Annotated in this window: 13 protein-coding genes; 3 read left to right on the top strand and 10 right to left on the bottom strand. The window is 57.4% G+C overall.

What is annotated here, in order from left to right; all coding sequences use genetic code 11:
* Positions 1–45: 45 nt before the first annotated feature.
* Complete coding sequence (locus CLV88_RS08000) at positions 46–822, top strand: enoyl-CoA hydratase-related protein (RefSeq protein WP_106607848.1); 777 nt, start codon at positions 46–48, stop codon at positions 820–822.
* Positions 823–828: 6 nt separating this feature from the next.
* On the opposite strand, the gene CLV88_RS08005 is transcribed toward CLV88_RS08000, so the two are convergent.
* From CLV88_RS08005 to gltX, 3 genes are all read right to left on the bottom strand, one after another.
* Positions 829–1,329, bottom strand: coding sequence for a DUF2087 domain-containing protein (locus CLV88_RS08005; protein ID WP_106607961.1), 501 nt, complete (start codon positions 1,327–1,329; stop codon positions 829–831).
* Between the two features lie 372 nt (positions 1,330–1,701).
* On the bottom strand, positions 1,702–2,997 hold the full coding sequence (gltA, locus tag CLV88_RS08010) for a citrate synthase (protein WP_106607849.1): 1,296 nt from the start codon (positions 2,995–2,997) through the stop codon (positions 1,702–1,704).
* A gap of 82 nt (positions 2,998–3,079) precedes the next feature.
* Positions 3,080–4,504: a glutamate--tRNA ligase gene (gene gltX / locus CLV88_RS08015; protein ID WP_106607850.1), complete on the bottom strand. Its 1,425-nt coding sequence runs from the start codon at positions 4,502–4,504 to the stop codon at positions 3,080–3,082.
* A gap of 78 nt (positions 4,505–4,582) precedes the next feature.
* Here gltX and CLV88_RS08020 point away from each other — a divergent pair, with 78 nt between their 5' ends.
* On the top strand, positions 4,583–6,094 hold the full coding sequence (locus tag CLV88_RS08020; RefSeq protein WP_341477149.1) for a ComEC/Rec2 family competence protein: 1,512 nt from the start codon (positions 4,583–4,585) through the stop codon (positions 6,092–6,094).
* Between the two features lie 2 nt (positions 6,095–6,096).
* Positions 6,097–6,621, top strand: coding sequence for a hypothetical protein (locus CLV88_RS23675; protein WP_341477150.1), 525 nt, complete (start codon positions 6,097–6,099; stop codon positions 6,619–6,621).
* Between the two features lie 37 nt (positions 6,622–6,658).
* Here CLV88_RS23675 and lexA read toward each other — a convergent pair whose 3' ends face one another.
* The 7 genes from lexA to CLV88_RS08055 form a co-directional block, all read right to left on the bottom strand.
* On the bottom strand, positions 6,659–7,366 hold the full coding sequence (gene lexA / locus CLV88_RS08025; RefSeq protein ID WP_106607851.1) for a transcriptional repressor LexA: 708 nt from the start codon (positions 7,364–7,366) through the stop codon (positions 6,659–6,661).
* A gap of 135 nt (positions 7,367–7,501) precedes the next feature.
* Positions 7,502–8,677, bottom strand: a complete 1,176-nt coding sequence (locus CLV88_RS08030) for a molybdopterin molybdotransferase MoeA (RefSeq protein WP_106607852.1) — start codon at positions 8,675–8,677, stop codon at positions 7,502–7,504.
* The gene (moaC, locus tag CLV88_RS08035) at positions 8,674–9,168 is read right to left on the bottom strand and encodes a cyclic pyranopterin monophosphate synthase MoaC (protein WP_106607853.1); all 495 of its coding nucleotides are present in this window, start codon (positions 9,166–9,168) and stop codon (positions 8,674–8,676) included. Before moaC ends, CLV88_RS08030 begins: the two co-directional genes overlap by 4 nt.
* Positions 9,168–9,980 carry an indole-3-glycerol phosphate synthase TrpC gene (trpC, locus tag CLV88_RS08040; protein ID WP_106607854.1) on the bottom strand — a complete coding sequence of 271 codons (813 nt, stop codon included), beginning with the start codon at positions 9,978–9,980 and terminating at the stop codon, positions 9,168–9,170. Before trpC ends, moaC begins: the two co-directional genes overlap by 1 nt.
* Positions 9,977–10,645, bottom strand: a complete 669-nt coding sequence (locus tag CLV88_RS08045) for a uracil-DNA glycosylase (RefSeq protein WP_106607855.1) — start codon at positions 10,643–10,645, stop codon at positions 9,977–9,979. The genes trpC and CLV88_RS08045 overlap by 4 nt, the downstream gene beginning before the upstream one ends.
* A gap of 57 nt (positions 10,646–10,702) precedes the next feature.
* Positions 10,703–11,722, bottom strand: coding sequence for an anthranilate phosphoribosyltransferase (trpD, locus tag CLV88_RS08050; RefSeq protein ID WP_106607856.1), 1,020 nt, complete (start codon positions 11,720–11,722; stop codon positions 10,703–10,705).
* A complete protein-coding gene (locus tag CLV88_RS08055) occupies positions 11,719–12,306 on the bottom strand; it encodes an anthranilate synthase component II (protein WP_106607962.1) in 588 nt (195 codons plus the stop codon). The genes trpD and CLV88_RS08055 overlap by 4 nt, the downstream gene beginning before the upstream one ends.
* Positions 12,307–12,358: the final 52 nt, after the last annotated feature.

Raw genomic sequence — 12,358 nt, forward strand, 5'->3', positions numbered from 1 at the left:
CGGTCTGGCCGGGGTGGCAATGTCACGCTGAAGCGGAGAGAACGAATGATCTACCAGACTATTACCCTTGATATAACGGATGGCGTTGCGATTTTGACGCTGAACTTGCCGGATACGATGAATGCGCTGACCCAGCAGATGCGGGCGGAAATTACCGACGCGATGATTCACGCGGGACAAAACGCGCGTGTTGTTGTTCTTACAGGTCAGGGGCGAGCCTTTTGCTCGGGGCAGGATCTGGGCGATGGTGGTAGTGCGGCGAGCATGGATCTGGAGCGTGGATTGCGGGATGAATACATGCCCATGATCCGGGCCGTTCGCGAGTGCCCGGTTCCGACAATCTGTGCCGTCAATGGCGCAGCGGCGGGGGCGGGGGCAAACCTTGCGCTGGCGGCGGATGTGGTGATCGCAGCAGAGAGCGCTTATTTCATGCAAGCTTTTGCGCGTATTGGCCTGATGCCCGATGCGGGCGGAACCTATGTGTTGCCGCGCGCAATGGGTACAGCCAAAGCGATGGGCGCGGCATTGTTTGCAGACAAGATCACGGCGCGACAGGCGGATGACTGGGGTATGATCTGGGAAGCGGTCGAGGATGATGCGTTTGATGCGCATTGGCGTGACCGTGCAGCACAGCTTGCCGATGGTCCAACCGAAGCTTATCGCCGTATTAAACAGGCGCTTCGCCAGAGCTGGGACAACGATTGGCAGGGGCAGATGGAGAACGAAGCGCGTCTGCAAGGGCGGCTTGGCAAGAGCCGCGATTTCCAGGAAGGCGTTGTTGCGTTTCTGGAAAAGCGCCCCGCGAAATACGAGGGGCGCTGAGCTGCGTTATTGCCTGAGACGGTTGATAAGCGCGAGCGCCTCGGGCGGTGGTTTCTGTTCCAGCCGCCGATATGTGCGCCCGTCGATGGTGCGCGTGGCCAGTTTGTGATCGATCAGCGAACGGCGCAAAAGTACATGATCGGCAAAGGCTAGCCCCTGTTTCAACGCCTCGTTCACCTCTTTTTCGGTCATATCCTGATGCGCAGGTAAGCGCGCCCAGAATGGCCATAGGCACAGGCCCTGCACCTTGGTTTGTTTTGGCCAGCGCGCCATGCGGCCTGTTTCGTCAAACACTCGTAGGGCGCGTTTTAGGGCCAGTTCGTCAAGCGGCTCTGGTGCTGGCTTCGCGCGCAGATGTTGGTGGTTTTTGTACCCGGCAGATTTTGCGATCAAGGCCAGCATGGCGGCGTGGCCGGGTATACCATCTTGATCGGCAAGCGATTTACGCAAGGTTTTGGCGAATCCCGTAACGTCGGGAATAAAAAGTGGGGTCGCGTCTTTTGACATGGCGCGCATCCTTTTGACTGATCGTGCCGCCCAAGGGTGAGGTCGATGGCCGCCCTTGTCGACGGCACGGCGAAAAGCATGCTGTCGTTTAAATCAAACAGGTTTAGCGTGGTCAAATGACCGGCGGCGCCTCGGTGAACTGCGGACCGTGAACCATCGCTAGGCTAAGCCCGCAGGCATTGCAACAAAAAAGGCAAAACTGGAAACCGTTTGGCTCGGGTTTTTGGTGGCCTAATTTGTGGCAATTGGCCTATTGTCAAACGCCTATTCGGATTTGCCTGTCCGCGTAACAGTTTCCATTTTCTGAACCACCCAAAAAAGAAACGCCCGGCATGCCAGATGCCGGGCGTTTTTCTTGGAACTCGGAGCGTATTAGCGGCTCTCGATGTCGACATAGCCGCGCTCGTTTTCACCGAGATACAGCTGGCGCGGGCGACCGATTTTATGCGCCGGATCTGACAGTTGTTCTTTCCACTGCGAAATCCAACCAACGGTGCGCGACAGCGCAAAGATTGGGGTGAACATCGAGGTTGGGAAACCCATCGCTTCGAGAATGATGCCGGAATAGAAATCCACGTTCGGGAATAGTTTTTTATCCGCGAAATAGGGATCTGCCAGCGCGGCTTCTTCCAGGGCCTTGGCGGTGGCAAGCACAGGGTTGTCTTCGATACCTAGCAGGTCCAGCACTTCGTCTGCGGACTGTTTCATCACCTTTGCACGCGGATCGAAGTTTTTGTAAACGCGGTGCCCAAAGCCCATCAGGCGGAAAGGATCGTTCTTGTCCTTGGCGCGTGCTATATATTCAGGGATGCGATCGGGGGTGCCGATCTCCTTGAGCATTTCGAGGCAGGCCTGGTTTGCGCCACCGTGGGCAGGGCCCCAAAGGCAAGCAATGCCAGCAGCAATACACGCAAACGGGTTTGCGCCAGAAGACGAGGCAAGACGGACAGTCGACGTAGACGCGTTCTGTTCGTGGTCGGCATGTAGCGTAAAGATACGGTCCATGGCGCGGCTGAGGATCGGGTTAACCTCATATTCCTCGCAAGGCACGGCAAAGCACATACGCAGGAAGTTGGACGCATAATCCAGATCATTGCGTGGGTACACAAATGGCTGACCAATTGTGTATTTGTAGGCCATTGCAGCAATCGTTGGCATTTTTGCAATCAAGCGGTGCGAAGCCACTTCGCGCTGGCGCGGATCGGTGATGTCGGTGGAGTCGTGATAAAACGCTGACATCGCGCCAACAACACCAGTCATGATCGCCATCGGGTGCGCATCGCGACGGAAACCGCGGAAAAAGTTCATCATCTGTTCATGCACCATAGTGTGGCGCGTGATGGTGGTTTCAAACTCTTCCAGTTCGGCGGCGGTGGGCAGATAACCGTAGAGCAGCAGGAAACAAACCTCAAGATAGTGAGATTTGCCGGCCAGTTCATCGATTGGATAACCGCGGTGCAGAAGGATACCTTCTTCGCCATCGATATAAGTGATTGTCGATTCACACGACGCCGTCGAGGTGAAACCTGGGTCATAGGTGAACACACCTGCTTGACCATAGAGCTTGCGAATATCCAACACATCGGGACCGGCTGTGGGCGAGTGGATCGGCAATTCGTATGACGTGTCGTCAATCGTCAAAGTCGCGGATTTTGGTGTGTCAACCATAGGGTTTCCCTTCATCTTCGGCCCGTGTTCCGCGCGTCGCACGGCCCAGTCGGGCGGTATTATTGGTCGAAGCGCAAACCGGTCAGCCGGTTGGCGTCTCTGTTTCGTACCTGACTGCGTCTTCGAGCCGCGCGATGGTTTCGTCGCGTCCCAAAACGAGCATCATGTCAAACACGCTGGGCGTCACTGCACGCCCGGCGAGAGCTGCCCTAAGGGGGCCGGCCATCTTGCCGAATTTGATATCCTTTGCCTCGGCAAAGCTGCTCGTGACGGCCTCCAGCCCGTCTCGCGACCAGCTAGCATTTTGCAGCTGCGGCGTCAATTCTTTCAGTATACCACGGGATACTGAATCAAGGTTTTTTGATGCTTTTTGATCATAGTCCAGTGGGCGATCAACCATCACAAATTGTGCTTTTTCAAGTAGTTCCGGGAAAGTCTTGGCCCGTTCCTTGAGGCAATACATCGCATCCCGTAGTAATACGGTCTTTGCCTCATTTAAGGTCGGCAGGTCCTTGGCCACTCTGAATTCCACCAATTCTTGCAGCAATGCGGCATCGTCCGAGGCGGCGATATGCTGGCCGCTCAGGTTCTCAAGTTTTTTTGTGTCAAATCGGGCTGGGCTTTTGCCGATGCCATCAAAGTCGAACCAGTCTTTTGCCTGATCATCGGTAAAGAACTCGTTATCACCGTGGCTCCAGCCCAATCGTGCAAGATAGTTGCGCATACCGGCGGCGGGGTACCCCATGCCCTGATATTCTTGCGCGCCCAACGCGCCGTGACGTTTGGAGAGCTTTTTGCCATCGGGACCGTGGATCAGCGGAATATGCGCCCAGACCGGGACGTCCCAGCCCATGGCCTCGTAGATTGTCATCTGGCGCGCGGCATTGTTCAGGTGATCGTCGCCCCGGATGACGTGGGTTACGCCCATATCATGGTCATCAACAACAACTGCCAACATGTAAACCGGTGTACCGTCCGAGCGTAACAGGACCATGTCATCAAGCTGATCATTTCGGATGGTGACATCGCCCTGCACCTGATCGCGGATCACTGTTGCGCCTTCCTGTGGTGCCTTAATGCGAATGACAAAGGGTGCGTCCGGGTGCGTGGCAGGATCTGCGTCGCGCCATGGGCTGCGATATAGCGTCGACTTTCCGGCGGCGCGGGCCTCTTCGCGGAACGCGGCGATTTCGTCCTGTGTTGCAAAACACTTATATGCCTTACCTTCGGTCAGCAGTTGGTGCGCCACCTCTGCGTGCCGTTCAGCGCCGTCAAACTGGCTGATTACGTCACCGTCGTGATCAAGACCCAGCCACGCCATTCCCTGAAGGATTGCCGCTGTTGCTTCGGGTGTTGACCGTTCGCGGTCAGTGTCCTCGATCCGAAGCAGAAATTTGCCATCGCGTCCACGCGCATAGAGCCAATTGAACAGCGCCGTACGCGCGCCGCCAATGTGCAGAAATCCAGTAGGAGAAGGGGCAAAGCGGGTGACGACCTGGCCTGTCATAAGAGGTTTAACCTTTCAGTAACCTTGGGTGTTTAGCGTTGGCGTCTGTCTATCGACCCGTCAGTGAGAGGACAAGGCTTGCGCGCCGTCAATGCACTTGGCTTGGCCCTGTTGGGCCAGCGGGGATACTTGTTTCCTTGGGTGCCAGTTTGGCTGGCGATTGGTATTGGTGTGTTTTTCAGCCAGCCCCGAGAGCCGGATGTGCTGGTGTTGCTGGCCGCTGGTGGGGTGGGCGCGTTTGTCTTTGTTGGTGCGGCCTTCCTTGGTGCGATTGGCCGAATTGTTGCGTTTGCGCTCGCGATGTCTGCGTTTGGGTTTTGCCTTGCTGGGGCGCGCTCACACATGGTTGACGCGCCTGTCCTCGGATTTCGCTATTATGGCCCGGTCGAGGGCAGGGTGGTCGGGCTGGATCGATCTGCTTCGGACGCCATGCGCGTGACTTTGGCCGATGTGCGCCTGTTTGATGTGGCTTCGGACCAAACTCCGGCACGTGTGCGAATTTCGCTGCATGGCGCTGAAACCTTGGCAGAACCGGCGCCCGGAATGTGGGTTGGTATGACTGCGCATCTGTCGCCACCTTCGGGACCGGTTGAGCCAGGTGGCTTTGATTTTCAGCGCCACGCGTGGTTCCAGCGGTTAGGTGCCGTCGGGTATTCGCGGGTTCCGGTGGTTGAATTGGGGCCAAGGCATCGCGGTGCGCATGTGTTTGCATTGCGAATGCGCCTTTCCAAAGCGGTTCAAAACCGTTTGCCGGGTGCCGTGGGCGGTTTTGCGGCGGCGGTGACGACAGGGGATCGTTCGGGCATGCCTGTGGGCACCATCGAGGATTTGCGTATTTCGAACCTTGCTCATTTGCTCGCGATTTCCGGCCTGCACATGGGGCTTTTGGCCGGGTTTGTATTTGCGGCGGTGCGGGTTGGATTGGCGATGATTCCCGCCGTAGCGCTCAGAGTGAACTCCAAGAAGGTCGCGGCTGTCGTCGCGCTGGTGGCATCGGCGGGCTATCTGATGTTGTCGGGAGGGAGTGTTTCGACACAGCGGGCGTTTCTGATGACGTCGGTGATGTTGACTGCGGTCCTGATGGATCGGCGCGCGCTTAGCTTGCGAGCTGTTGCGGTGGCGGCTGTGTTGGTGCTTGTGTTGCGGCCCGAAGCCCTGTTGGGGCCGGGATTTCAGATGTCGTTTGCGGCGACAACAGCGTTGATTGTCGTTTTTGGCTGGTTGCGCGAAAGGGAAGTGTCATTCGGCCCAAAATGGCTCCAACCGGTGATCGCAGTTGTTATTTCCTCTTTTGTCGCCGGAATGGCCACCGCGCCCTTTGCAGCGGTGCATTTTAACCAAATTGCGCATTTCGGTCTGCCGGCAAATCTATTGTCGGTTCCGATTATGGGCACGGTGGTGGTGCCCGCGGCCGTTTTGGCGGCGTTGCTTTCGCCGTTTGGATTGGAACAGGTTGGGTTGGTTCCCATGTCCTGGGGGCTGGAATGGATCCTGCGCGTGGCGGATTTTTTGCGTCACTTGATGGCGCGCGAGGCATGGTTCCCAGCCCAGACCGTTGGGTTCTGCCACTCTTGGCACTCGGTGGAGTGACGATGGCTTTGTGGCAGGGGCGGTTCAGATGGTCCGGCCTTTTGGTGCTGCTGCTGGCGTTTGGGCTTTGGAGCGAAACCGAGCGCCCGAATGTTCTGATCGCTGAAAATGGCGGGTTGGTTGGTGTTTTGACCAAGGACGGGCGCGCCATGTCAAAGGCCAAGGGGCAAGGATTTGTGGCGCGGAACTGGCTGGAGAATGATGGCAGCCCTCTGGATCAGTCGGCGGCAGCCAGCCTTTGGCAAGATGATATGCCGTCGGTGCAGGAAAACGCGCTCGGCGATGGCGGTCGTATTATTCATGTTCACGGAAAAAAGGGGCTGGCGGCATTTCAGAGCTGTGATCCAAGCGATGTTGTCGTCTTTTCAACAGCTTACTTGAAGGACGCGGCATGCGATGTGTTTGATCCGCCCCGGCTAAAGACACTCGGGGCTGTTGCCATTCGGCTGGAAGAAGGCATTCCGCAAGTGATCACCGCGCGGCAGGTGAGTGGTCAAAGACTGTGGAACACCGGACGTGAGCGATAGCGCAAAATTTTTGTGCAGTTGTGTGCCAGTGCGAGGATCAGTAGCTACGGATCAAGCCAACCAGCTTGCCTTGAACTTTGACCTTATCCTCTGGAAAAACGCGGGTTTCATAGGCCGGGTTTGCTGCCTCAAGCGCAATGGACGTGCCGTTGTGGTGAAACCGTTTAAGCGTGGCCTCCTGATCCTCGACAAGTGCAACGACGATGTCACCATTATCTGCCGTGACTGATTCACGAATAATGACCACATCACCGTCATTGATCCCGGCTTCGATCATCGAATCGCCTTTGACTTCAAGTGCATAGTGAGATCCACCAGCCGAAAGCATCTGGCCGGGAACGGCCACATGATGGTCAACATGGCTGATCGCCTCAATCGGGACACCGGCCGCAATTTTACCCATGACAGGCAGCTCGCGCGCATAAAGCTTCACTTCTTCCGGCGTTACGTTGGCTGCTTGCGCGGGCGACGGGTGCGGGCCGTCAATGACCTTGGGCGTAAAGCCCGGCGCAGTTGGTGCACCACCCATGCTTTCAGGGAGCTTCACGATTTCAATGGCGCGCGCCCGATGGGCGAGGCGCCGGATAAACCCGCGCTCTTCCAAGGCCGTGATCAGCCGGTGAATGCCTGATTTGGACCGCAGGTCCAGCGCATCCTTCATTTCATCAAAACTGGGTGGCACGCCATCGCGCGTCATACGCTCGTGAATAAATTCCAGCAGGTCGAGTTGTTTTTTGGTCAGCACGATCAGCCCTCCGCAGCAATTGTTCCTTTTGTTCTATTCATGTTCTGGTTTTGTGTCAATTATTTTGCGAACATAAGGGAAACACGTGCGGATTGTGTGTGCTTATGCGTGTTCGGTGAGCACTGAGTTCGCAGATCAGATCGGCAAGTATTGTAGGTGTGACCCGGCGTTCTGTGCAGGGTCATTTGGCGGGCGAATTGCGAGTGCGTTGGCTTGGGACAGGATAGAAAGTAGCGAGCTGTCCTGGTTTTCAAACACGGTCAAGGTGCCATTTTCCAGCCGCGCGCGCATATAGTGCTCGCGTGGGCCGTTTGGTGGGATAGGTGCGGCGAGCGGGGCCGATAAGCGCGGCGCAGTGGATTGTCCCAGCCCAAGCATGGCCCGGATCACGGGTTGTACAAAAATATGTCCACACACCATGGCCGACACCGGGTTGCCTGGAAGGCCTATCATCATGGCACCATTGGCCAATCGCCCCGCCATAAGAGGTTTGCCGGGGCGCATTGCAATTTTGTAAAAACTGCGCTCCATCCCCAAATCCTGGGCCACGTCACCGACAAGATCGTGATCCCCTACAGAAGCCCCGCCGATGGTGATCATCAGATCCGCGTCATCAGCAAGCGAAAACGCCATTGCCAGCGAATCCTTGGTGTCGCGCGCAATCGGAAGCAGCCGAGCCTCTGCTCCGAGATCACGCAACATTGCCTGAAGGCCAAAACTGTTGGACGCGATGATCTGGTCGGGGCCGGGCACCTCGCCGGGCATGACAAGTTCGTCTCCCGTGGAAAGGATCGCAACGCGCGGTTTGCGCATCACCGGAACCTCGGCAATATTCATGGCCGCCAAAAGGGCAATGTCGGACGGGCGCAGCACGCGTGGCGACTCTATGTGTTGCCCTCGTCGAAAATCGCCACCTGCGGGTCGGATATGGAACCCGTGATCAAGGTTTTCAGAGATGCTGATGGTGTCACCGATACGCTGCACATCCTCTTGGATAATGACCCGTGAGGCCCCTGCGGGAACGGGTGCGCCGGTAAATATGCGCACGGCTTGGCCTTGTGTGACGTGCCCATCAAAGGAATGGCCTGCAGCGGCTTCTCCGATCACATCGAGTGTGGCACCTGGTACGGCGTCAGCTTCGCTTACGGCGTAACCATCCATAGCGGATGCAGAAAACGGTGGTTGATCACGGTTGGCGGAAACAGGCGCAGCAAGACTACGCCCATTTGCCTGCGACAGCGGGATGGTTTCGGCTGGCAGAGAATTGGCCAGCGAAAAGAGGTGATCGAGTGCGTCAGATACGGAAATCATGATGCCTCGTAGCGGCCTGATTTGCCGCCGTCTTTTAGAACCACGCGGATGCCGCCGATTTCCATGGCCTTGTCGACCGCCTTGGACATGTCATAGACGGTGAGCGCGGCGATGTTGACGGCGGTGAGGGCCTCCATCTCGACGCCGGTCTGGCCGGTGGTTTTCACCGTGGCCTCGATACGCACGCCGGGTAAGGAGACGTCTGGGGTCAGTTCAACGGCGACCTTAGTGATGGGCAGCGGATGGCAGAGTGGGATCAGAGTTGAACATTGCTTGGCGCCCATGATCCCGGCAAGGCGTGCGACCCCCAGCACATCACCCTTTTTGGCGCGACCTTCTGCAATGATATCAAAGGTTTCTCGCGCCATCTTGATCCAGCCTTCGGCCACGGCCACGCGTGACGTTACCGCCTTGTCGGACACGTCAACCATATGAGCGTCGCCCTTTGCATCAAAATGGCTGAGATCGTCGGCGCTGGGTGTGTCGTTCATTACATGGCCCCGGCGGTCAGAGGGTCAGTGAGCAGGTCGCGGGTCGCATCTTCAACGTTTTCCTGACGCATCAGGCTTTCTCCGATCAGGAAGATGCGTGCGCCGTAGCGAGCCATGTCAGCAAGGTCAGCTGGTGTGTTGAGACCGCTCTCGGAAATGATCAACCGATCGGCGGGCACCTGCTTGGAAAGGGTTCTGGTGGTGTCCAGTGTGGTCTCAAAGGTTTTCAGATTGCGGTTATTGATGCCCATCAGCTCGGATTTGAGCAAGCTGGCGCGCTCCAGCTCTTCTGCATTGTGTACCTCAAGCAAAACGTCCATGCCCCAATAAAATGCAGCATCTTCGAGTTCCTGCGCCTGCGCGTCGCTAACCGAGGCAAGGATGATCAGGATGCAATCTGCGCCCAAGGCGCGGGCTTCGGCGACCTGATAGGTGTCATACATGAAATCCTTGCGCAGCGCAGGCAGGTTTGTCGCTTCGCGTGCTTGGCTCAGAAAGGATTTGTCACCCTGAAAGCTGGGCGTGTCGGTTAGAACTGACAGGCAGGTCGCCCCGCCGTCTTCGTATGCTTTGGCCAATGCTGGTGGGTTAAAATCGGCGCGGATCAGTCCCTTGGAAGGAGAGGCTTTTTTGACTTCGGCAATCAGCCCATAGCCCGAGCGTGACGCCATTCGCAGCGCATCGGCAAACCCACGTGTCGGGCTGGCTTCGCGCGCTTCCGCCTCGATTGCTTCAAGCGGTTTGGCGGCCTTGTCGGCTGCTATTTCTTCAAGCTTGTAGGCTTTGATTTTATCCAGCACAGTTTGGGTCATGGTGTCGTCCAATTGATGGTTTGCTCGCCGCGATCAGCGAGCCATGTGTTGATACGCGAGAAGGGGCGAGAACCGAAAAAGCCACGCCGCGCCGAAAGGGGCGAAGGGTGGGCGGTTTCGATCATCAGATGGCCCGCATCCGCTTTGTCGCCAGTTTTAGGCGATGTAATGTGAGGTGCAAGGGCCTGAGCCTGTTTTCCCCACAATACAAAGGCTGTGGGACGGTTTGAAACTTCGGCAAGGATCTGGTGGGCGAGGGTTTGCCAACCCAAATGCTTGTGCCCGTTCGCTTCGCCTGCGGGCACAGACAGCACCGTATTGATGAGCAAGACGCCTTGTTTCGCCCAAAACCGCAGGTCGCCGTTAGGGGGTGTGCCGCCAAGATCCTCTTGTAGTTCCTTGTAGATATTGTTGAGCGAGCGCGGCAGCGGGGCCACGTCTGGTTCCACTGAAAAGGCCAGCCCATGCGCGTGTCCGGGGGTCGGGTAAGGGTCTTGTCCGAGAACGACGACACGGGTTTGGCTTGGCGATGTGAGCTCGAGGGCGGTGAAACGCTGGGAGGCGGGGGGCAGGAGGGTGCGTGCATCACCCGCGAGCGCGGCGTCGATGGCTTGTAACGTGTCGCGAAAGAAAGGCAGGTGGGACCAGTTGGCGGGTGGGGTCATAGAGTTACTCACACCGCCTGAGGCGGCAAGATCGCGCAATGCAGGTGAACGACCGGCTCAAGTTGCGGATGTCGCTTTGGCCAGTGCTTCAACCTTAGCACGCGCTGCACCGCTGTCGATGCTTTCACGTGCCTTTTCAACGCCTTCCTTGAGGTTGGCTACTGCATCCGCAACAACAAGTGCCGCCGCAGAATTGAGCAACACCGCATCACGATATGCCGATTGTTCACCGCTCAGCAATGCGCGGAACGCGTTTGCGTTGTCTTCGGGGGTGCCGCCAATGATGTCTTCGAACGGATGCACAGGTAAGCCAGCGTCCTCGGGGTGTAGTTCAACGTCGCGAATGGTGCCGTCGATTTCCAATGCCGAGACCCAGCTGACACCAGTGATGGTCAGCTCATCCGTGCCATCCGAGCCATGTACCAACCATGCGCGTTCTGAACCCAGCTGGCCGAGTGTTTCGGCCATCGGGCGGATAAGATTGCGCGTAAAGGCCCCGGTGAGTTGGCGCTTGACGCCTGCCGGGTTTGTAAGAGGCCCGAGGATGTTGAAAATTGTGCGGGTGCCAAGCTCAGTCCGTGTCGGCATCACATGCGCAATCGCCGGGTGGTGCATGGGCGCCATCATGAACGCAATGCCGCAGGTATCCAGCGCATTTTGCACGACGTCAGGGCCAACCATGACGTTGATTCCCATCTGCGATTGCACATCTGCCGTGCCCGACTTGGATGACAGGTTTCGGTTGCCGTGTTTGGCGACGGTCACACCTGCGCCAGCGGTCACAAAGGCCGTTGCCGTTGAGATATTGAGCGTGTGCTTGCCATCCCCACCTGTGCCGACAATGTCCATCGCACCTGCGGGCGCGGTGACGGCGTTGCATTTGGCGCGCATTACAGCGGCGGCGGCGGCGTATTCATCAACCGTCTCGCCGCGCGTGCGCAAGGCCATAAGGAGGCCTCCGATCTGGCTTGGTGTGGCTTCACCTTCGAACAGGGTTTCAAAGGCCGTCTCGGCCTCGGCTCGGGTCAAAGGACGGTCAGCGGCGAGGCCGATCAGCGGTTTCAGGCGATCACTCATGCCGGAACGCCTTCTGTCATGGTGTCGAGGAAGTTCTGGAGCATCGCGTGACCATGCTCTGACTTGATCGATTCAGGGTGAAACTGAACCCCTTGGATCGGCAAGTCCCTGTGTTGCAGGCCCATAATGGTGCCATCCTCTAGTTCTGCCGTGATTTCAAGGCTTTCCGGAAGAGTCTCGCGTTCGACGATCAGCGAGTGATAACGGGTCGCCTCAAACGGGCTGGGCAGCCCTTTGAACAGACCCTTGCCCGTGTGTTTCATGGTGCCCATCTTGCCATGTACGATCTCGTGGCAGCGGATTACATTGCCACCAAATACCTGCCCGATAGTCTGATGTCCTAGACACACGCCCATGAGAGGTGTGCGCGTTTCTGCGGCGGCCTCGGTCAGGGCGAGGCAAATACCGGCCTGATCAGGATCACAGGGACCGGGAGAGAGCAGAATGCCCGAAGGATTCATGCCCATGGCGTCCTGTACGGTCAGCGCATCGTTGCGCCAAACCTGCACATCAGCGCCGAGTTCGCCAAGATAGTGCACTAGGTTGTAGGTAAAACTGTCATAATTGTCGATAAGAAGCAGCATTTTCTCGGTTCTTGTCCCAAAGATACGAAACAGGGTAGAGGCCGGGGCCTTG

The sequence above is a fragment of the Shimia abyssi genome (genome assembly GCF_003014475.1).
Taxonomy (GTDB): domain Bacteria; phylum Pseudomonadota; class Alphaproteobacteria; order Rhodobacterales; family Rhodobacteraceae; genus Shimia; species Shimia abyssi.

Coding starts and splice junctions, on each gene's coding strand:
- trpD (WP_106607856.1), bottom strand. CDS start 11,722: ATGAGTGATCGCCTGAAACCGCTGATCGGCCTCGCCGCTGACCGTCCT.
- gltX (WP_106607850.1), bottom strand. CDS start 4,504: ATGACAGGCCAGGTCGTCACCCGCTTTGCCCCTTCTCCTACTGGATTT.
- CLV88_RS08045 (WP_106607855.1), bottom strand. CDS start 10,645: ATGACCCCACCCGCCAACTGGTCCCACCTGCCTTTCTTTCGCGACACG.
- CLV88_RS08005 (WP_106607961.1), bottom strand. CDS start 1,329: ATGTCAAAAGACGCGACCCCACTTTTTATTCCCGACGTTACGGGATTC.
- gltA (WP_106607849.1), bottom strand. CDS start 2,997: ATGGTTGACACACCAAAATCCGCGACTTTGACGATTGACGACACGTCA.
- CLV88_RS08030 (WP_106607852.1), bottom strand. CDS start 8,677: ATGATTTCCGTATCTGACGCACTCGATCACCTCTTTTCGCTGGCCAAT.
- CLV88_RS23675 (WP_341477150.1), top strand. CDS start 6,097: ATGGCTTTGTGGCAGGGGCGGTTCAGATGGTCCGGCCTTTTGGTGCTG.
- trpC (WP_106607854.1), bottom strand. CDS start 9,980: ATGACCCAAACTGTGCTGGATAAAATCAAAGCCTACAAGCTTGAAGAA.
- moaC (WP_106607853.1), bottom strand. CDS start 9,168: ATGAACGACACACCCAGCGCCGACGATCTCAGCCATTTTGATGCAAAG.
- CLV88_RS08000 (WP_106607848.1), top strand. CDS start 46: ATGATCTACCAGACTATTACCCTTGATATAACGGATGGCGTTGCGATT.
- CLV88_RS08055 (WP_106607962.1), bottom strand. CDS start 12,306: ATGCTGCTTCTTATCGACAATTATGACAGTTTTACCTACAACCTAGTG.